This window comes from Halomonas sp. 18071143 (assembly GCF_019211725.1).
Lineage (GTDB): Bacteria > Pseudomonadota > Gammaproteobacteria > Pseudomonadales > Halomonadaceae > Vreelandella > Vreelandella stevensii.
The window spans coordinates 352,108-371,560 of sequence record NZ_CP078120.1; the positions used below are offsets into that span (position 1 = coordinate 352,108).

Genomic DNA, 19,453 nt, shown 5'->3' on the forward strand with positions numbered 1-19,453 from the left:
CGATGATCGACGTCACCGAAACACTGCCTGACGTACTGGTGGGGCCGCTACTGCGTCGCTTGTCGCCGTCACGCCTGGTGATGTGGCTGGTGGCCACGCGACCGCTGGCTCTCCAGCTGGTTCTGTTTCCGGACACCCCCGACCAGCAAACCTACCCACTGTCTCGCCAGGATCACCAATGCGTGGCCATCGGCGAGCGGGCCTACCTGTACTGCATCGATCTGAGCTTGCCCAGGGTACTGCCCACCGATACACGCATCGCCTACGATCTGCAGGTACAGAGCCGCCAGGGCGCATGGCAGCGCCTTCCCGAGTGGGCGCCGTGGTTATGTCACGCCGGGCAGGCCTACCCGGCCTTTGTGCTGGCATCGCGTCACCACCGCCTGATGCACGGCTCCTGCCGCAAGCCCCATCACGACAGCCCCGATGGTCTGGTGCGTGCCGATGCCTGGCTGGCCGAGCGCCAGCAGGCCCCTGGCGAGTGGCCTGCCTGGCTATTGATGACCGGTGACCAGGTCTACGTGGATGACGTAGCAGGCCCCACCCTGCGCGCCGTGCATGCACTCATCGCCCGGCTGGGGCTGGCCGATGAGCAGTTGGAAGGCGCCACGGTGAATGATAGCCAGGCGCTCTATGCGGCTCCCGAAACCTATTATCATCGCGAGTCGCTGCTGCCGGATGTCACCAGCAACGCGGCCCTGCGCGAGCGTTTCTTCGGCGGGGTGAAAAAGCCGGTGTTCACCTCGGCGCACGCCCAGAACCACCTGATGACCCTTGCCGAAATGCTGGCCATGTATTGTCTGGTCTGGTCGCCGACTCCCTGGCAGATCATTGCGCCCACGCCTCCCGAGCTGGCCGAGCAGGAGGCCGAAGCGTACCGTACCGAACAGGCGGTCATCGATGCCTTCGTGGCAGGGTTGCCCCAGTGCGCGCGGCTGATGGCCCACGTGCCCAGCCTGATGATCTTCGACGATCACGACGTCACCGATGACTGGAACCTGACCGCCGATTGGGAGCGCTGTGCTTATGGGCATCCGTTCTCCAGGCGCATCATTGGCAACGCGCTGGTGGCCTACCTGCTTTGCCAAGGGTGGGGCAATGCTCCGGACAAACTCAACCCGCTGCTGCATCAGGTCGGCACGTTGTTCGATGGGTCGGGCACCTTGAACCCCCAGGCCCAGGACAGCGTGATCGAGCGGCTTCTGCGCTTTCAAGGGTGGGAGTTTCAGGTGTCAGGCGCCCCCGCGCTGATCGTGCTCGATACCCGTACGCGCCGCTGGCGCAGTGAGCGCAACCCCAAACGGCCCTCGGGGCTGATGGACTGGGAGGCGCTCATGGAGATGCAGCAGGCGCTGTTGGGCACCCCCAGCGCGGTGATCGTCTCGCCTGCCCCGATGTTCGGGGTCAAGCTGATCGAGGGCATTCAAAAGCTGTTTACCCTGGCCGGCAAGCCGTTGATGGTCGATGCCGAAAACTGGATGGCCCATCGCGGTGCTGCCAGCGTGCTGCTGCACATCTGGCGGCACTCCAGGACACCCGGCAACTACGTGATCCTGTCGGGGGACGTGCACTACTCCTTTGCCTACGACATCGTCGTACGCGGGCAGGAGCAGGCCCCGCATCTGTGGCAGATCACTTCCAGCGGCGTGAAAAACACCTTCCCTCGGCGGCTGCTGGATACCTTCGACCGGCTCAATCGTTGGCTATACGCGCCGCTGTCGCCGCTCAACTGGTTTACCCAGCGGCGCAAGCTCAGCATCTACCCCCGGGACCCCGAGCAGGCCAGCGCTGGCGAGCGGCTGTGGAATGCCAGTGGGATAGGCCTGGTCAGTCTCGACGAGAACGGTCGTCCCACCGATATTCGTCAGTTGGATGCCCGCGGTGGCGACGCGGTGTTTCCGCCGCCGGACATCCCAGGCATGAAGGCGCCAACCGATGGTTCGTCATGAAAATGTCATGTAAATGACGCACGCTTGCTGCCCTGGCACCTTCCTGATGGAGTTGACAAGTCATAGGGATCGTTGACGTTTGACAGGGCAGCAGGCACATGACCGCACAAGAAACTCAGTGGCTTAACCAGATTATCGCGGCAGAAGAGCTGCACGTACTTTTTCAGCCCATTGTCGATGCCAATCAGCAGGCCATTTATGGCTACGAAGCGCTGATTCGTGGCCCCAGCACCTCTCCGTTGCATTCACCGCTAAGGCTGTTCGACGTGGCGACCCAGGCCGGGCTGCTGGTGGAGCTGGACCTGCTTTGCCGACGGCTCGCCATTCGCCGTTTTGCCGAACTCGCACTCCCTGGGCTGCTGTTCCTCAACGTCATGCCGCTGACCATCGTCGAGCGTGATTTCCGCGAGGGGCTGACGCTGGGCTTCATTCAGGAGAGTGGCCTGCCGCCGGAGCGGGTGGTGATCGAGCTGACCGAGCACGTGCCCATTCACGATTACGACCTGATGCGCCAAGCGGTGGCTCACTACCGCGACATGGGGTTTCAGGTGGCCCTGGATGACCTGGGGGCCGGTCACTCCAGCCTGCGCCACTGGGCGGAGCTGCGCCCGGATTTCGTCAAGCTGGACCGCCATTTCATTTCCGGCATCGATCAGGAACCCGCCAAGCGGGAGTTTCTGCGCTCGATACTGGACGTCGCCAAAAGCCTCGACTGCCAGCTCATCGCAGAAGGGGTCGAAACCGCGGCAGAGCACCTGTGCCTGTGGGAGCTGGACCGTGGATTGGCGCTGTTGCAGGGGTTCTACTTCGCACGTCCCAGCGTTCAGCCGCCTGTTCAGCTCAATACGCTGCTGCCCGCCACCACGCAATTGAAAACTCCCGCCGGGCGTACGGCGCATACCATCCTGCGCAGCGTGGAGGCCGTGGCGCCCAGTGTGTCAGTGCCCACGTTGGCGGAACGGTTTCGTGAAACGCCGCATCTGCGCTGCGTGGCTGTGATCGAACAGGGCGTGCCCATTGCCGTGGTGCGGCGCAACGGGTTCCTGACGCTGTTCACCAACCCTTATAGCCATTCGCTGTACGCCAAGCGCTGCGTGCTGGACATCGCCGATCGCAAGATGCTGGTGGCCGCCGCCGACATGCCCTTGGAAACGCTGAGCCAGCAGCTGACCGACAGCCGCGACATCGAACAGGAGGACTTCGTCATCGTCGATGGCGAAGGGCAGTATCTGGGTATGGGCAATATCGTCGATTTGCTGCGCGAGATCACCGCCATCCAGGTGCGTCAGGCGCGCCATGCCAATCCGCTCACCGGGCTGCCCGGTAACATTCTGATCAATGAAACCCTCACGGCCTACCTGAGCCAGGGCAATGGCTTTGCCGCTGCCTACGTGGATCTGGATCACTTCAAGGCGTTCAACGATGCCTATGGTTATGCCCGCGGGGATCATGTGATCATCTCGCTGTCGCGGCTATTGCAGGCTCAGGTGGAAAGCGCGGGGGGCTTCATCGGGCATATCGGTGGCGACGACTTCATGATGCTGTTACCGCTGGAGCACTGGGAGAGCGTGTGCCAGCAGATTCTGGCCTCCTTCGAGGTCATGGCCCCGAGCTTCTACGAGGAAGAGGATCGCCAGAGAGGCGGGCTTTCCATCGAAAGCCGTCAGGGAAGCGTCAGCTTTTTCCCTTTCGTCAGCGTGTCGGTAGCCGTCAAGCCCATCAGTGACCCGGGCCAATGCAAGGCCCTGGACATTGCCAGCCAGCTCTCCGAACTCAAGCACCAGGCGAAGAAGATTGCCGGGAACAGCCTGTTCGTGGAACGGCGTGGCTGCTGCGTGGGGCCGTGAGCCGCCAGAGCGGCAGGTCGTTCACGCGGGTGTCATGTAGACGTCACGAAGTTGTCACCCGCCAGACTCGCCGCTGTCATCCTGGGGCGTCAGGATACATCCACCTCTTCACTACCCCGTTAGGTGATCCATGCAATCCTCTCGTCTCTCTACCGTGTCACTCTCGCGCACCCTGATCAGTGCTGCCGTTGCCAGTGCCTTCGCTTTCAGTGCGATGAATGCGGCTGCCGATCTCTCCTCACGCTACGTGGACAACGATGGCGACATGGTGGCCGATATCCCCAGCGATGAGTCTCGGTGGGTCGATCCGGACACGCTGGTCTTTGCTTACACGCCGGTTGAAGACCCGGCGGTCTACGCCGACGTATGGGCGGGTTTCCTGGATCACCTGAGCGAAGCGACGGGTAAACGCGTTCAGTTCTTCCCGGTGCAGTCGAATGCTGCCCAGCAGGAAGCGCTGCGCGCTGGCCGTCTGCACGTGGCGGGCTTCAACACCGGTGGCGTACCGGTGGCGGTCAACTGTGGCGGCTTCCGTCCCTTCGCCATCATGGCGGCCGAAGATGGCAGCTACGGTTACGAAATGGAGATCATCACCTACCCCGGTAGCGGTATCGACGGCATGGAAGACCTGCAGGGTCGTCAGTTGGCCTTCACTTCCGAAACGTCCAACTCGGGCTTCCGCGCACCGTCCGCGCTGCTGCGCTCCGAGTACGGTCTGGAAGCCGGTGATGACTTCGAAACGGCTTTCTCCGGCTCCCACGACAACTCCATCCTGGGCGTCATCAACAAGGATTACGATGCGGCGGCCATTGCCAACTCCGTTGCCCATCGCATGCTGTCACGGGGTGTCATCAACGAGGGTGATTACGAGGTGATCTACACCTCCGAAACCTTCCCCACCACGGCATACGGCACCGCCCACAACCTGACGCCCGAACTGCAGCAGCAGATCCAGGATGCGTTCTTCAGCTACGACTGGGAAGGCACCGCCCTGCAGGCGGAGTTCGAGAACTCTGGCGAAGCGCAGTTCATCCCCATCAGCTATGAAGAGCACTGGTCGGTCATCCGCACCATTGCCGATGCCAATGGCGTCACTTACGACTGCGATTGATTCCAGCGCTGCGTGACCCTGTCGGCCAGGAGGGCAACCTTCTGGCCGACGCGTTATGGGGTCGAGTCAGTTGAACGTTTTGAGCGACAAGCAAACGAGGCATTCTCCATGTTGACACTCACTGGCGTTGGCAAGCGTTACCCGACGGGCGACCGCGCGCTGACCGATATTCACCTATCGCTGCCCAAAGGCCAGGTGATGGCGCTGATTGGGCCATCGGGTGCAGGCAAAAGTACCCTGATCCGCTGCGTCAATCGTCTGGTGGAGCCCAGCCAGGGCAGTATCCGCCTGGAAGAGACCGAACTGACCAAGCTGTCGGGCAGCCGCCTGCGTCACGCACGTCGCTCCATGGGCATGATTTTTCAGGAATATGCCCTGGTCGACCGGCTGACCGTCATGGAAAACGTGCTGTCGGGCCAGCTGGGCTATGTCGGCTTCTGGCGCAGCTTCTTGCGCCGCTACCCCCAGGAAGCCGTTGCTGAAGCATTTCGCCTGTTGGAGCGAGTGGGCTTGCCCCATGCCATCGACAAGCGCGCCGACGCGCTGTCGGGTGGCCAGCGCCAGCGTGTCGGCATCGCCCGCGCACTGCTGCAAAGCCCCAAGTTATTGCTGGTGGATGAGCCCACCGCCAGCCTGGACCCCAAAACCTCGCGCCAGATCATGCGTCTGATTCGCGAGCTGTGCGCCGAGCGCGAGCTGGCTGCCATCATCAATATTCATGACGTGGCTCTGGCGCAGCAGTTTGCCGACCGCATTGTGGGCCTGCGTGCCGGACAAATCGTCTTCGACGGCAAGCCCAGCGAACTCACCAGCGAGATCCTCACCACCATCTATGGGGAAGAGGACTGGGACACCACGCCCGAGCCCGCCGACGAAGAGGACGAGGCAACACAGGTAACTCGTACTGCAGCGTCAGTCGCCAAAACACACCATGACGCGCGGCCGCTCGCCCAGGTCGCCAGTGGAGGCGCGCTATGAGCACGGCAGACGCCACGGCGCGCCAGCAAGCTGCGCGCCAGGGTCAGTGGCGGCGTCTGCCGCTGATCGAAAACCCACGGCTGCGCTGGGGCCTGGCCATCGGTGTGGTGGTGTATCTGGTGCTGGCGCTGTCGTCGGTGCAGGTCAACTGGGCGCGGGTGGCGGAAGGCTCCGGCCGAGCGCTCAACTTTCTAGGGGCTTTTTTGCAGCCCGATTTCCTCAGTCGCCAGAACGACATCATCGCCGGGCTGATGGAAAGCCTGACCATGACGCTGACCTCCACCGTGATCGGCGTCTTGCTGGCGATCCCGGTAGGCCTGGGCGCGGCACGCAACATTGCCCCGCTGCCCATCTATACCCTGTGCCGCGCCATCATTGCCATCTCGCGGACGTTTCAGGAGATCATCATCGCCATTCTGTTCGTGGTGATGTTCGGCTTCGGGCCGTTTGCGGGCATGCTGACGCTGGCCTTCGCCACCATCGGTTTCATGGCCAAGCTGTTGGCAGAAGATATCGAGGACCTGGACTGGAAACAGGTCGAAGCCGTGCGTGCCACGGGGGCAAGCTGGTGGCAAACCATGAACCATGCGGTGCAGCCGCAGGTGATGCCGCGCTTGATCGGGCTCTCCATGTACCGTCTGGACATCAATTTCCGTGAATCGTCGGTGATCGGCATCGTCGGCGCGGGGGGCATTGGCGCCACGCTGAACACCTCGCTGAGCCGTTACGAATACGGCACCTCGGCGGCGATCCTGCTGATCATCATTGCCATCGTGCTGATGAGTGAATACGCCTCCAGCCATGTGCGCCGCTGGACCCAGTAGCGCTGCGATGCTTTAACCCGTAAAGGAAATTTCCATGCCTGTTTCGAGTTCCCCTCAAGGCGTGCCGCAGTGGCAGCGGCGCACCACCCGTGCCCAGTGGCTCCAGTATGTGGCCTGGCTGGCAGGTGTCTGCCTTTTCCTGCTCTGCTGGAAAGTGATCTCCGACAACACCATGTGGGTGTTCGTGGAGGATGCTGGCCGCCAGGGCAGTGACCTGATCAACCGCATGATGCCGCCCCGCTGGGAGTATGCCAGCGTCCTCTGGAAGCCCATGTGGGACACCCTCAACATCGCCACGCTAGGCACCGCGCTGGGCATCGTCATGGCGTTCCCGGTAGCTTTTCTGGCGGCTCGCAACACGACGCCCCACCCGCTGGTGCGCAGCCTGGCGTTGACCATCATCGTTTCGTCACGCTCCATCAACTCGCTGATCTGGGCGATGCTGCTGGTGACCATTCTCGGCCCCGGCGTGCTGGCGGGCATCATTGCCATTGCGCTACGCTCCATTGGGTTCGTGGGCAAGCTGCTCTATGAAGCCATCGAAGAGATCCACCCCACGCCCGTCGAGGCCATCAGCGCTACCGGGGCGAGCCGCCTGCAGGTGATGAACTACGGCGTGTTGCCCCAGGTGATGCCCGCGTTCGCCGGTATCAGCGTGTACCGCTGGGATATCAACATTCGTGAGTCCACGGTGCTGGGGCTGGTGGGCGCAGGCGGCATCGGGCTGCAGCTCAACGCCTCGATCAACAGCCTGGCCTGGAATCAGGTCAGCGTCATCTTCGTGCTGATCTTTGCCACCGTGCTGGTGTCCGAGTGGGTCTCTGCCCGCGTGCGCCACGCCATCATCTGACCGGGAGATACCATGCGCTTTCCTGATGCCGACATCATGACCATCGACCTGATGCGCCACGGTGAGCCACTGGGTGGCCGCATGCTGCGCGGCAGCACCGACCACCCCCTCAGCGAAACCGGTTGGCAGCAGGCCACGGCGGCCGTGATGCGTCACACGGTCGATGGCAGGCCGCCGTTCGATGCCATCGTCAGCTCCCCCCTGGCGCGTTGCCATGAGTTTGCCTTGTGGTTGGGGGAGGAGTTCGACCTGCCCGTGCAAGTGGACGATGACCTGGCCGAGCTCTATCTGGGACGCTGGGAAGGCAAGACCCATGACCAGGTGTTTGCCGAGGAGGGGCACGCGCTGATGAACGCCTTCTGGCACGATCCCACCACGGCAGCGCCGCCGGAAGGGGAAAGCCTGGCGGCGCTGGATGCCCGCGTGAGTGAAGCGTGGCAGCGCCTGCTGAGCCGCCCGCCGGGCAAACACGTGCTGGTGGTGGCGCATCTATTCGTCTGCAACGCGCTGCTGCGTCAGGTGATTGCCCAGCCGCTGACCCACGGGCTGGTGATGGACCTGCCTTACGCCGCCATGAGTCGACTACGCCACGAGCGCCATGCGCTGGGCGAAACGACCTTCGTGGAGTGGATCGGGCGCTGAGATGCGTTGCCTGATACGCCCTGACGGATGCTCTTCCGTATAGGCGGCTAGCGGGCACGCGTGACCTGGGCCATGATAGAGACACCCTATCGAGGCTTCTCAGGAGTGCCCCATGCCGTTTGCCCGCGTTTATTCCCTCCTGTCTCTGGCCCTGCTGTTAGTACTGGCCGGTTGTGCCAGCAAGGACGTGGCTCCCCCCGCCAAGCCGCCCGTGCAAGGGGGCATGTCACTGGAGCGTGCGCTGATTCTCTCTTACGCCCAGCAATCCATCGGCATTCCTTACCGCTTTGGCGGCAACTCACCGGATGGTCTGGACTGCTCTGGCCTGGTCGAAATGACCTACCGCGCAGCCGGATTACGTGTGCCCCGCACGGCGGACGGCCAGTACCGTGCTCTGCCACGGGTCGATACCCCCCGCCCAGGCGATCTGCTTTTCTTTGGCGAGGGCAGCAAGGCCACCCACGTGGGCATTTATGGCGGTAATCGTCAGATGATCCATGCCCCGGGCAGTGGCCGTGCCGTGGTCAGCGTTCCGCTGGATATCGACTACTGGCAGCAGCGCTTTTTGGGGGCGGCTTCACTGGCGCCCTAGCAGCAACCGACAAGGCTCCGAGAATCACACGCAGCCTTTGCGGATGCCTGCACGCGCGTTGATAGAGCGCTGTTGCCGCCAGGAACATAGCAGGCAAGACGGTGTTAATATGGCGAAAAGTCATTAAAGTAACGCTGTTTAGACGAGGAGAGCAGAGACGCATGTGCCCGCCCTTGAACGACCCAAAGGAGCAGTCTTTGCCTCACCCCGCCATGGCTTCCGGCGCTCAGGCGTCGGCGTGGCGTGTGGCAATGTCGACCCTGGATACTCAGGATGCTGCCTCGCCCAGTGCGTCGGCGTTCCGCTATGCCAATGAAGCCATCATCATTACCAACGCCGATAACCAGGTCATAGAGGTGAATCCGGCGTTCAGCGAGCTCACGGGGTTGGCGCTGGAAGACGTGCGCGGCAAGACCCCGGAAGCGTTCAGTATCCTGCCACTGGACGACCACCGCAGCGTACGTTTGATGCGTGAAGAGCTGCAGCTACGTGATCGCAGTAAAAGCCAGGTCAGTTACCGCAGCCATGATGGGCAATTCTATCCCGGCATGCTGTCGATCAATCGCGTCCGCGATACCCAGGGGCGGGTGGATCACCATGTCATGGTGCTGGCAGACCTGTCTGCCATTCCTGCCCATGCTCGGCACCTCAACCGCGAGGTCTATTTCGATGCCTTGACCGGTTTGCCCAACCTGCAGCTGTTGACGCAACTGATTCAGGAGTCGATCCAGCACGCGGAAAACCAGCAGCAGACGCTGGCGGTATGCTCGCTGGATATCGACCACTTCCAAGCCATCAACGAGCGCCTTGGATTGACGGTGGGGGATGCGCTGCTGTCGGCGTTTGCACAGCGACTTAGCCACCAGCTGTTTGGTGATGACGTACTGGCACGCATTGGTGGGGATGAATTCGTCCTGTTGCTGCACCATGGGGTCGATGACGTCTTCTTCGAGAAGCTGCTGGGCTCCATTCGCCAACCGCTGATGGTCGAAGGCCAGGTGGTTTACCTGACGGCTAGCCTCGGCATTACGCGCTACCCGCACGATCATGTGCAGGGGGATGTGCTGCTGCGTCATGCCAACCAGGCCATGTATCGTGCCAAACAACGGGGCCGCGACACCCACCACTTTTTCGATCCCCATCACGACCGTTTGCTACAAGCTCGTCATGAGCAGCGCCAACGCTTCATGGATGCGCTGGACCACGATGAGCTGCGACTGCACTATCAGCCGCAGGTGGACATGCGCAGTGGCCAGGTCGTCGGCGTGGAGGCATTGATTCGTTGGCAACATCCCGAGCGCGGGCTGCTGTCGCCGGGGCAGTTCCTGCCCGCCATCGACGCCACGCCGCTGGAAATCGACCTGGGCGAGTGGGTGATCGAGCAGGCGCTGCGCCAGCTGGCGAGTTGGCAGACGGCCAACATCGTCCTGCCCATCAACGTCAACATCAGCCCTGCGCACCTGCTGACCAGCCAGTTCAGCCAGCGCCTGGCGGCGCTGTTGGCGCGCTATCCGACGGTCTCGCCTGCGCTGCTGAAGCTCGAAGTACTGGAAAGCGCGGCCATGCACGATGTGACCGCCGCGCTGCAAACCATGGCCCGCTGTCAGGCGCTGGGGGTCAGCTTTGCGATCGATGATTTTGGCACTGGCTATTCGTCCTTGACCCATCTTCGCCAACTGCCGGTCAGCTTGATCAAGATCGACCAAAGCTTCGTGCGTGACATGCTGGTGGACCGCGACGACATGGCGATCGTCGAAAGCGTCATCTACATGGCCAACCGCTTCCAGCGGCCGATGCTGGCCGAAGGGGTCGAAACCCTGGAGCATGCCAGGGCGCTGATGGTGCTGGGCTGCGAGCTGGCCCAGGGCTATGGTATCGCTCGGCCGATGCCGCCGGAAGCGTTGCCGGGCTGGCTCGAGCAGTGGCCGCTACGCGATGATTGGCACGGCTTGAGCCGCCTGCAATGAACCCAAGCGTCAAGAGGAGTGGCGGTGGTTGAGGCTGTGACTGACGTCGTGGTCGAGATCAAGCGGCCTGTTCGGCAGTGGCTGACTCAGGGGCCGACGGGTCCGTGCCGTCGCCGCTGCGGGCCTGGTTCATCTCGCTTTGCTCTCGGGCCGCTTCCAGGCGGGCTTCCAGCAGGTACTGGCGTGCCTGGGCGGCCACCTGAAGGTCCTTGGGAGATGGGTCGGCGGGTGCAAGGGCGGCAGCGATGACGGTCTGCATTTTTTCAATGGTGGCCTGGGGGGCGCCCGGCACCGGACCATAGTCGATGGACACTTCGCCCGCGACCGCATAACGCTGCCCATCAGGGCCGATTTCGTACTCGTAAGTGGCGCCTCCCGTATAAGGCCCACCCACGGTTTGGTGTGCCATTTCGTGCTGGCGCACCGCGCGGTCGGTCTGTTTGAGCTGCTCCAGCTGTTGGATCTCTTCGGGTTCCAGCGGGGTGCCGTCTGGGCGAGTGGGGCCTGCCGTTGCCGGGGTCGTTTCATCGCTGGCAGCTTCCTCGTCGGCATCGTTTGCGCGCTGTGCTTGAGAATCGGCAGCGACCCTGGCGTTAGGCAGGGTAGGTGAAGGCCAGAGCGTGGCGCTATAGGAAGCGCTGAGTGATGAAAGATCCATGGGCGGTTACCGATGTTGAGATCGAATCCAGTATGATGAAGTATCAGCGACACTACCCGATGACGCAACGCCATGCCTTCCATTGACGTAATGATCCATTTGACGGCAGCCGAATGCCTTGCCCATTATGAAGGGCAGTATGACAACGTGCGCGTGCGCAGCGTGGATGGTCGCTGGGTGGTCTTCCCGGCCACCGCCCTGCGCCGCGTGGTGGGCCGCGACGGCGTGAATGGCGTGTTTCGGCTGTTCTTTACCGAGCAGGGTAAATTCCACGATATCGTTCCCCTGGCCCCGCATGCCTAGCTGTGCCCGCGTGGTTTTCCCTCTATAATGTAGCCGTGTGCTTCAGGCGTACCCACCTGAATGCCTGCAACCCGCCTATCCGGCAGTGGTTGCCTACTTATCAGGAGATCACCCATGTCTACCTCACCTGTCACCTTGATGGTGGCGCGTCGCGTGGCCAATGGCCGCTATCAGGACTTTATCCGTTGGCTCAATGAAGGCCGTGAGCTGGCTGCCGACTTTCCGGGCTATCTGGGCTCAGGGGTGCTGGCACCGCCTCAGGACGATGACGAATACCAGATCATTTTCCGTTTCGAAAGCGCAGCGCGACTCGCTTCCTGGGAGCACTCCGCGTCGCGCCATGCCTGGCTGCAGCGTGGCAAGGGGCTCTACGACGCGCCCCATGAGCACCGTGCCACCGGCCTGGACAGCTGGTTCAACGTGGCCCCCAATGGTGCTGCGCCGCCGCGTTGGAAGCAGGCCGTTGCCGTCTGGCTGGCCTTCTTTCCGGTCTCACTGCTGTTTCATTGGCTGTTTGGCGGCCTGTTGGCCGAGTGGACGCTGATACCGCGCGTGTTGCTCAGTACGCTGGTGCTGACGCCCGTGATGGTATTCGTATTTATTCCACTTTCAACGCGGTTACTGGCACCCTGGCTGCACGGTAAATGGTCACCAAAAGATTTGCTCCACCGTATGTGGCAACAGTACAGGGCGTGACACGCAGTGGCTCTTTTAGCCACTTTTGTAGCGGGTTGTGGTAATTGAAAACAGTCACTTAAAGATACTTTAAAGCGCACTAGAAGACGTTTTTCGAAAAGACGTAGATAATATTCTCAGTGCGCCACTCTCTCGATGGGGTTCAACGCTGTAATAGTGCTAAGCTGAAATCATTCAGCTAACGCGTGCAGTCAATGGATGCTGGCACCAGCTTGAAGGCTGCGTACCAAATCGCCTTATGGAGTCGTCATGATCCGCGTACACCACCTGGAAAAATCACGTTCTCACCGCATTCTGTGGCTATTGGAAGCTCTCGGGCTAGAGTATGACATCGAAGTCTATCAGCGTGACCCCAAAACACAGCAAGCCCCTGATGCCCTGAAAAAAGTGCACCCATTGGGCAAGTCACCCGTGATTACCGATGGCGAACTGACCGTGGCCGAGTCGGGGGCCATCATCGATTATCTGGTCAACCGCTACGGAGAAGGGCATTTTCAGCCGGGGCCAGATAAAAGTAACGAATGGGTTAACTATCGTTACTGGATGCATTATGCCGAAGGCTCTTTAATGCCGCTGTTGGTGATGGGATTGATCTTTAGTCAAATTCCTAAACAGTCGCCCTGGTTCGTCAAACCCATTGCCCAGGGTATTAGTGGCACCGTTCACAAACGCTTTCTGCAACCACAGCTGAAACAACATCTTGGCATGATCGAGTCGCACTTGAAGGCGCACGGCAATTTTGCCGGCGAGTTTCCGAGTGGCGCGGACATTCAAATGAGCTTTCCCATGCAGGCCGTGGCCGCCACCCAGTCGCTGGATGCGTTTCCGGCGATTACCGCCTTTGTGGCACGCATTGAGCAGGACTCGGCCTGGCAGCGGGTCGTGGAGCGTGCAGGGCCATTGACCATGCCCGGTGAGTGACCATTACCATGCTGTGCAACAGGGGGAGGCGTGCGAGACAGGCTGCTTGCCATGCTGTGTTGCTGACGATGGTGTTTGGGGCAGTATCGCCGCTAGCCGCTGCGCAAACGCTGCGTGTCGGGGTGTATCACAACCCGCCTAAGCTGTTCACCGATGACCAGGGGCAATTGCGTGGTGTGTTGGGTGAGCTGCTTACGGCAATGGCCCTGAAAGAGCAGTGGCAGCTGGAAAGCGTCCCGTGCGATTTTCAGCAGTGCCTGACGCTGCTGGAGCAGGATGATATCGACCTGTTGCCGGACCTGGCGTGGAGCGAAGAGCGTGCCCAGCGCTTCGCCTTTCATGCCGAGCCGGTCATGCACAGCTGGTCACAGCTTTACCAACCCAGCGACAGCCGCGTCGAGGCCATTCTGGATCTCGAGCAGCAGCGTGTGGCGGTGGTGGAGGGCTCTATCCAGCAAAGCTACCTGATGACCGTGACGCAGCGCTTCGATATCGACGTGATGTGGCTGCCAGTGGATAGTTTTGCGGCGGGCTTCCAGGCAGTCGCGCTGGGCGATGCCGATCTGGTGGCGTCCAATCATCTGTTCGGCGACTGGCGAGCCAACGATTACGGGCTGCGTGAAACCCCTATCATCTTCCAGCCTTCACGGCTCTTTTATGCCGCCTCGCCTGGTTTGGATGCCCATATCCTGGAGCGCATCGACGCTACTCTGGTGGAGTGGAAAAACGACGCGGCGTCGACGTACTACGAGACCCTGAGTGCCTGGCGGGCGCATGGCCCGCCTGCTCCTCTGGCGCCCGGGTGGCTATGGTGGCTCGGCGGTGTGTTACTGGTGGTGCTGGTGATCGCCCTGGCGGGTAATGTGCTGTTGCGCCGCCGCGATAGCCTCAATCGGCAGCAGCTCACCACTCACGAACATATGCTGTCCAGTATTCTGGATAGTGTCGATGCTTATATTTATATCAAGACACCTGATCTCAAATATCGCTACGTCAACCATCAGATTTGTGTGCGCCAGGCAAAGCCTGGACATCCGGGAAACCGAGAAGGTGGAAAGGATGTCGTGAAACCCAGTGGGTGAAAGTCCCACCCGGCCAAGGCTAGCCACCAGCCGGCAGCGAGTGTTGCGTGGTGTCGGGTAACCGCCGCTGCGAAGCGTACACAGCGAGTGGATAGGCCGTGTGATAGAGCCCCGAAATTGTGGTAGTGGCAGTCGCCGACAGTTTTCAAATGCTGGAAGGCAACACGACCCTGCCGTATGGCTTGGCAGGGAAGGGCCGCCGGGGTCGAAGAGCAGGGCATGTCCATACAGGGGTTTCCCAGGAACCTGGGAGGCCCGTCCTTCTCCTCTGAACGACAAAGGTACAGGCATGGGGCTGCCTGCGGCGAAAGCTCCCGGTCCGGTGCTGTCGTGCCTGACGGTACCGGAAGCAAACAACAGGCACTCAGGGGGTACGGCCAGGCGACCATAAGGAGCCAGCCGGATGGAAGGGCGGGAGTCGGAGTCGCTCATAGTACCGAAGAAGGCGGGGAACCTACTCGACGGGACCCGCTGGAGGGAAGGGGCGGCCAATCATCAGAACTGCACGAGGGCAACATGACAGGTGCACAGGAACCTGAGGTCATGTCCACGAAACAAGTGCGGATAGCAGCGCTGGCAGAGCGCTTCCCGCAGCGTGCCTTCACGTCACTGGCGCATCATATCGACGCCCAGTGGCTGAGGACGGCCTACCTGATGACGCGCCGTGACGGCGCCGTCGGGATCGACGGCCAGACGGCGGACGACTTCGCGCGCGACTTCGAGGCTAACGTCCAGCGTCTGCTGGAAGCGGCCAAGAGCGGTCGCTACCGGGCGCCGCCGGTGCGGCGCGTCAATATTCCCAAGGGAGACGGGCGCTCCACACGGCCGATTGGCATTCCTACCTTCGAAGACAAGGTCCTGCAACGTGCCGTGGTGGCCCTGCTGGAGCCGCTCTATGAGCATGATTTTCACGAGTGCTCGTATGGTTTCCGGCCGGGGCGCTCGGCGCATCAGGCCATCGGAACGGTGAGGAATGGCCTGATGTCGATGGGCGGAGGCTGGGTCATTGATCTGGACATCAAAGCCTTCTTCGACACGATCGACCACCAGCACCTGCGTGCGTTTCTGCAGCAACGAGTGAAGGACGGCGTGATCCTCCGCCTGATCGGCAAGTGGCTCAAGGCCGGGGTATTGGACGCCGGGCAATGGCAGAAGGGCGAGATAGGCAGCCCACAAGGGGTGTGATTTCCTTGCTGGCGAATGTCTACCTCCACTACGTGCTGGATGAGTGGTTTGAGCAAGACGTCAAACCACGCCTGCGCGGACGGGCATTCTCGGTGCGCTTCGCCGATGATGCCGTGCTCGCCTTCAGCAACGAAGCTGATGCCCGCAAGGTGCTGGAGGTACTGGCCAAGCGCTTTGCGCGCTTCGGCCTTACCCTGCACCCGACCAAGACTCGGCTGGTACGGTTTCGGCCACATCGCGAGCTACGGGCCGAGACCTTCGACTTCCTGGGCTTTACCTATTACTGGGGGAAGTCCCTGCGTGGACGCTGGATCATCAAGCAGAAAACGGCCAAGGACCGGTTCAAGCGAGGCCTGAAGCGAATTTCGCTGTGGTGCCGAGCCAACCGCCACCTGCCCCTGCGTGATCAGCACCGCCAACTCTGTCGAAAGGTTATGGGGCACTATGCGTACTACGGGATAACCCACAACATCGAGTCTCTGCAACGCTTCCAATACAGGGTTCAGACAACCTGGATCAAGTGGCTCAGGAGGCGATCGCAGAGAGGATGGTTCCCGTGGGAGAAGGCAAGGCAACTGTTGCTGACACTCCCGTTACCGCGAGCGAGAATCGTGCACCGAGCGTCCTTCGTGTGAACCTGACGGTTGAGGAGCCGAGTGCGTCAATCGCGCACGCTCGGATCTGTGGGGGGCCGGAACGAGCAATCGTCCGGTCTACCCGACCATCTGTTCGACCGGCCTGTCGAGCAGATCGTCGGTCGGGGGGACGATGCTTTTTTCGATGCGGCCAGCGCTGCAGAAATGGCTGAAGTGGACCGCCAGGTGCTGGCCACAGGCCAGAAAACAACGGTCGAAGAGCACAACGTGCTGCAGGGAGAGGAGCGGGTGCGCACCTTCCTGTCGGTCAAAATGCCGTTGATCATGTCACCGGGGGAAGCGCCCAGCCTATGCGGTATTTCCACCGAGCTGACCGACTATCTGGAGATGCAGTCGCGCACCCATCACCTGGCCTTTTATGATGCCCTGACCGGCTTGCCCAACCGTCGCCTGCTGCTCGAATCGCTGGCCGAGGCCACCCACTGCCCGTCCGGGGGCTATAGCGCCCTGCTGATCGTGGACCTCGACAATTTCCGGCTGGTCAACGACATTCAGGGCCACGACAGCGGCGAGCAGCTGCTCATCAACGTGGCGGAAAACCTGCAGCAGCGCTTGACCGAGGACGCCACCCTGGCACGCTTCAGCAGCGATGAGTTCGTGATTCTGATCAATCGGCTGGGAGAGCAGCAGCATGACGCTGCTTCCTACGTCGAGCGCGTGGCCCGCCAACTGCTGGATAACATCTCCCAGTTACGCAACGACCGGGCACTCCCCATTACGGCCAGTGTGGGCATTACGCTCTTCAACGGGGCTGGCAACCCCATGAACGGCGTGTTGCAACAGGCTGACATGGCGCTGCAGCAAGCCAAGTCAGCCGGCGGCAATACGCTGCGTTTTTTCAATGTGGATATGCAGACCAGCGTGCTGGAGCGGGCAAGCCTGGAAGGCGATCTGCATCAGGCGCTGCAGCGCCAGGAGCTGGCGCTGCATTATCAGGTACAGGTGGATCATCAGGGGGTGACGACCGGCGTGGAAGCGCTGCTGCGCTGGTACCACCCCCAGCGTGGCTGGGTGTCGCCGGGCACGTTCATTCCGCTGGCCGAAGAGAACGGCCTGATCGTGCCCATTGGCTATTGGGTCTTGCGATGTGCGTGCGAGCAGTTGGCCAAGTGGTCGCACCAGACTGCTTACGCCGCATTGACCATCTCGGTGAACGTCAGCTCGGTGCAGTTCCAGCAGCCTGAGTTCGTGCGCAATGTGGAAGCCTTGCTGGCCGAAACCCAGGCGCCGCCTGGGCGGCTGGTGCTGGAAGTGACCGAGAGCCTGCTGATGCGCGAGCCGACGCGGGTGCGCAATACCATGCTCAAACTGAGGGCCCAGGGGATTCGCTTTGCGCTGGACGATTTTGGGACGGGCTACTCGTCGCTGAGTTACCTGAAGCGCCTGCCGCTGGACGAGTTGAAGATCGACCAGTCCTTCATTCGTGAGCTGTTGACCGACAAGACCGACGCGGCCATTGTCGATACCACCATCCTTCTGGCGATCAGCCTCGGGCTGACCGTGGTGGCCGAAGGCGTCGAGAAAAAGGAGCAGTTGGATTGGCTAAAAGGGCACGGCTGCTACCGCTATCAGGGCTACCTGTTTGGTAGGCCTACGCCAATCGAGTACCTGTTCGAATCCTACTAGCTTGGCACAGGCACCCATCGCAAAACGCCCACCCCGGTGGGGGTGGGCGTTGTCAGAACGGTGGCCGCCGTCAGCGCTCAGCCGTATACCGAAAAGCTGCCTGCGTTGAGCCACAGGTGGGCGATAATGCTGGCAATGTAGCCCAGCAAGATGACCGGTGCCCAGCGCAGGTGGCCCATGAAGGTGTAATAGCCGCGCGCCTGACCCATGACGGCCACGCCAGCGGCCGAGCCAATCGACAGCAGGCTACCCCCGACCCCAGCCGTCAGCGTCATCAGCAGCCAATGGCCGTGTGACATGTCCGGCTGCATGGTGAGTACGGCGAACATCACCGGGATGTTATCCACCACCGCCGAGACCACGCCTAACGTGATATTCGCCCAGGTGGCGTCCCAGTTGGTATATAGCGCGTCCGAGAGCAGCCCCAGGTAACCCATGAAGCCCAGCCCGCCCACGCACATGACCACCCCGTAGAAGAACAGCAGCGTATCCCACTCGGCGCGGGCCACACGGTTGAAGACGTCGAAGGGCACCACGCCACCCAGCTGCTCCAGCTTTTTGTTGTCGCCCAGGCGGCTATAGCGCTCGCGCTTGCGCTCCAGCGAGCGAGGCAGGCTCTTGCGCAGGTAGTAGCCAAAGAACTGCAGGTACCCAAGCCCCGTCATCATGCCCAATACCGGCGGCAGATGGAGCAGCGTATGGCACGCGACGGCAGTGGCAATGGTGAACAAGAACAGCGCAATGATGCGTCGGGCACCGCGCTTGAGCTGCACGTCTTCATAGACGCTGTTGGGCTTCTGGTTCTTGATGAACAGGCTCATGATGACGGCCGGTACCAGGAAGTTGATCAGCGAGGGAATGAACAGGATGAAGAATTCCTGAAACTGAATCAGACCCGCCTGCCAGACCATCAGCGTGGTGATATCGCCGAAGGGACTAAAAGCGCCCCCTGCATTGGCAGCCACCACGATATTGATACACGCCAAGTTGATAAAGCGTTTATCGCCTTCTGCCACTTTAGTAATAACGGCACACATCAGAAGTGCCGTGGTCAAGTTGTCGGCAATAGGCGAAAGTACAAAGGCTAAACCACCCGTCAGCCAGAATAGCGTGCGGTAATTAAAGCCTTTGCGCAGCATCCATGAGCGCAGTGCATCAAAGACGCGGCGCTCTTCCATGGCGTTGATATAGGTCATGGCGACCAGCAGGAACAGCATTAGCTCGGTGAACTCCAGCAGTGTCACCCGAAACGCATACTCCGACGTTTCCGACATGCCGTTCTGGACGTACACCCAGCCAATGAGTCCCCATATCACCCCTGCTGCCACCAGCACGGGCTTGGACTTGCGCATGTGGATCTTCTCTTCGGCCATGACCAACGCGTAGGCCAGCACGAAGATGGTTACGGCAAAAAAGCCAATGGCAGAACTGGTCAAGTCGATCTCACCGGTCACCGCGAAGGCGGCCGGGCTTGCCAGTAGCAGCAAAGCCGCTAACAAAAAAAGCCAGCCACGAGTCCATCGGGGCTGGCCAGGGTCATGATGCAACGTCAACATGGCGTGTTTA

At 61.2% G+C, this 19,453-nt stretch carries 18 protein-coding genes; 16 read left to right on the forward strand and 2 right to left on the reverse strand.

The window, feature by feature from the left end:
• Positions 1-2: 2 nt before the first annotated feature.
• From KVY02_RS01765 to KVY02_RS01805, 9 genes are all read left to right on the forward strand, one after another.
• Positions 3-1,949 (forward strand): alkaline phosphatase family protein, encoded by a 1,947-nt coding sequence (locus KVY02_RS01765; RefSeq protein ID WP_218314190.1) that lies wholly within the window; start codon positions 3-5, stop codon positions 1,947-1,949.
• 98 nt (positions 1,950-2,047) lie between these two features.
• Positions 2,048-3,796 carry a bifunctional diguanylate cyclase/phosphodiesterase gene (locus tag KVY02_RS01770; protein ID WP_016915875.1) on the forward strand — a complete coding sequence of 583 codons (1,749 nt, stop codon included), beginning with the start codon at positions 2,048-2,050 and terminating at the stop codon, positions 3,794-3,796.
• Between the two features lie 130 nt (positions 3,797-3,926).
• Complete coding sequence (gene phnD / locus KVY02_RS01775; protein ID WP_081138007.1) at positions 3,927-4,907, forward strand: phosphate/phosphite/phosphonate ABC transporter substrate-binding protein; 981 nt, start codon at positions 3,927-3,929, stop codon at positions 4,905-4,907.
• A 108-nt stretch (positions 4,908-5,015) separates the two neighbouring features.
• Complete coding sequence (gene phnC / locus KVY02_RS01780; RefSeq protein WP_016915877.1) at positions 5,016-5,885, forward strand: phosphonate ABC transporter ATP-binding protein; 870 nt, start codon at positions 5,016-5,018, stop codon at positions 5,883-5,885.
• Positions 5,882-6,709, forward strand: coding sequence for a phosphonate ABC transporter, permease protein PhnE (phnE, locus tag KVY02_RS01785; protein WP_016915878.1), 828 nt, complete (start codon positions 5,882-5,884; stop codon positions 6,707-6,709). The genes phnC and phnE (KVY02_RS01785) overlap by 4 nt, the downstream gene beginning before the upstream one ends.
• A gap of 34 nt (positions 6,710-6,743) precedes the next feature.
• Positions 6,744-7,559, forward strand: coding sequence for a phosphonate ABC transporter, permease protein PhnE (gene phnE, locus KVY02_RS01790; protein ID WP_100732296.1), 816 nt, complete (start codon positions 6,744-6,746; stop codon positions 7,557-7,559).
• A gap of 12 nt (positions 7,560-7,571) precedes the next feature.
• The gene (locus KVY02_RS01795) at positions 7,572-8,201 is read left to right on the forward strand and encodes a histidine phosphatase family protein (protein WP_039181483.1); all 630 of its coding nucleotides are present in this window, start codon (positions 7,572-7,574) and stop codon (positions 8,199-8,201) included.
• Positions 8,202-8,313: 112 nt separating this feature from the next.
• Complete coding sequence (locus KVY02_RS01800) at positions 8,314-8,793, forward strand: C40 family peptidase (RefSeq protein ID WP_218314191.1); 480 nt, start codon at positions 8,314-8,316, stop codon at positions 8,791-8,793.
• 251 nt (positions 8,794-9,044) lie between these two features.
• Positions 9,045-10,760, forward strand: coding sequence for a putative bifunctional diguanylate cyclase/phosphodiesterase (locus KVY02_RS01805; protein WP_371317413.1), 1,716 nt, complete (start codon positions 9,045-9,047; stop codon positions 10,758-10,760).
• A 58-nt stretch (positions 10,761-10,818) separates the two neighbouring features.
• Here the strand turns inward: KVY02_RS01805 and KVY02_RS01810 are convergent, their stop codons facing one another.
• Entirely contained in the window at positions 10,819-11,418 is a 600-nt protein-coding gene (locus KVY02_RS01810) for a putative metalloprotease CJM1_0395 family protein (RefSeq protein ID WP_100731978.1), read from the reverse strand.
• A 72-nt stretch (positions 11,419-11,490) separates the two neighbouring features.
• Here KVY02_RS01810 and KVY02_RS01815 point away from each other — a divergent pair, with 72 nt between their 5' ends.
• The 7 genes from KVY02_RS01815 (at position 11,491) to KVY02_RS01845 (ending at position 17,887) form a co-directional block, all read left to right on the forward strand.
• Entirely contained in the window at positions 11,491-11,721 is a 231-nt protein-coding gene (locus tag KVY02_RS01815) for a DUF2835 family protein (RefSeq protein ID WP_081138023.1), read from the forward strand.
• A gap of 114 nt (positions 11,722-11,835) precedes the next feature.
• A complete protein-coding gene (locus KVY02_RS01820; RefSeq protein WP_081138025.1) occupies positions 11,836-12,417 on the forward strand; it encodes an antibiotic biosynthesis monooxygenase in 582 nt (193 codons plus the stop codon).
• Between the two features lie 249 nt (positions 12,418-12,666).
• Entirely contained in the window at positions 12,667-13,338 is a 672-nt protein-coding gene (locus tag KVY02_RS01825) for a glutathione S-transferase (RefSeq protein ID WP_016915887.1), read from the forward strand.
• A gap of 56 nt (positions 13,339-13,394) precedes the next feature.
• The gene (locus KVY02_RS01830) at positions 13,395-14,420 is read left to right on the forward strand and encodes a transporter substrate-binding domain-containing protein (RefSeq protein ID WP_218314193.1); all 1,026 of its coding nucleotides are present in this window, start codon (positions 13,395-13,397) and stop codon (positions 14,418-14,420) included.
• A gap of 543 nt (positions 14,421-14,963) precedes the next feature.
• A complete protein-coding gene (locus tag KVY02_RS01835) occupies positions 14,964-15,605 on the forward strand; it encodes a reverse transcriptase domain-containing protein (RefSeq protein ID WP_213262323.1) in 642 nt (213 codons plus the stop codon).
• A gap of 5 nt (positions 15,606-15,610) precedes the next feature.
• A complete protein-coding gene (locus tag KVY02_RS01840; RefSeq protein WP_213262322.1) occupies positions 15,611-16,240 on the forward strand; it encodes a reverse transcriptase domain-containing protein in 630 nt (209 codons plus the stop codon).
• Between the two features lie 21 nt (positions 16,241-16,261).
• Complete coding sequence (locus KVY02_RS01845) at positions 16,262-17,887, forward strand: putative bifunctional diguanylate cyclase/phosphodiesterase (RefSeq protein ID WP_256357549.1); 1,626 nt, start codon at positions 16,262-16,264, stop codon at positions 17,885-17,887.
• A 77-nt stretch (positions 17,888-17,964) separates the two neighbouring features.
• On the opposite strand, the gene nhaD is transcribed toward KVY02_RS01845, so the two are convergent.
• Complete coding sequence (gene nhaD, locus KVY02_RS01850) at positions 17,965-19,443, reverse strand: sodium:proton antiporter NhaD (RefSeq protein ID WP_218314195.1); 1,479 nt, start codon at positions 19,441-19,443, stop codon at positions 17,965-17,967.
• Positions 19,444-19,453: the final 10 nt, after the last annotated feature.

Coding starts and splice junctions, on each gene's coding strand:
- KVY02_RS01765 (WP_218314190.1), top strand. CDS start 3: ATGATCGACGTCACCGAAACACTGCCTGACGTACTGGTGGGGCCGCTA.
- KVY02_RS01770 (WP_016915875.1), top strand. CDS start 2,048: ATGACCGCACAAGAAACTCAGTGGCTTAACCAGATTATCGCGGCAGAA.
- phnD (WP_081138007.1), top strand. CDS start 3,927: ATGCAATCCTCTCGTCTCTCTACCGTGTCACTCTCGCGCACCCTGATC.
- phnC (WP_016915877.1), top strand. CDS start 5,016: ATGTTGACACTCACTGGCGTTGGCAAGCGTTACCCGACGGGCGACCGC.
- phnE (WP_016915878.1), top strand. CDS start 5,882: ATGAGCACGGCAGACGCCACGGCGCGCCAGCAAGCTGCGCGCCAGGGT.
- phnE (WP_100732296.1), top strand. CDS start 6,744: ATGCCTGTTTCGAGTTCCCCTCAAGGCGTGCCGCAGTGGCAGCGGCGC.
- KVY02_RS01795 (WP_039181483.1), top strand. CDS start 7,572: ATGCGCTTTCCTGATGCCGACATCATGACCATCGACCTGATGCGCCAC.
- KVY02_RS01800 (WP_218314191.1), top strand. CDS start 8,314: ATGCCGTTTGCCCGCGTTTATTCCCTCCTGTCTCTGGCCCTGCTGTTA.
- KVY02_RS01805 (WP_371317413.1), top strand. CDS start 9,045: ATGTCGACCCTGGATACTCAGGATGCTGCCTCGCCCAGTGCGTCGGCG.
- KVY02_RS01810 (WP_100731978.1), bottom strand. CDS start 11,418: ATGGATCTTTCATCACTCAGCGCTTCCTATAGCGCCACGCTCTGGCCT.
- KVY02_RS01815 (WP_081138023.1), top strand. CDS start 11,491: ATGCCTTCCATTGACGTAATGATCCATTTGACGGCAGCCGAATGCCTT.
- KVY02_RS01820 (WP_081138025.1), top strand. CDS start 11,836: ATGTCTACCTCACCTGTCACCTTGATGGTGGCGCGTCGCGTGGCCAAT.
- KVY02_RS01825 (WP_016915887.1), top strand. CDS start 12,667: ATGATCCGCGTACACCACCTGGAAAAATCACGTTCTCACCGCATTCTG.
- KVY02_RS01835 (WP_213262323.1), top strand. CDS start 14,964: ATGTCCACGAAACAAGTGCGGATAGCAGCGCTGGCAGAGCGCTTCCCG.
- nhaD (WP_218314195.1), bottom strand. CDS start 19,443: ATGTTGACGTTGCATCATGACCCTGGCCAGCCCCGATGGACTCGTGGC.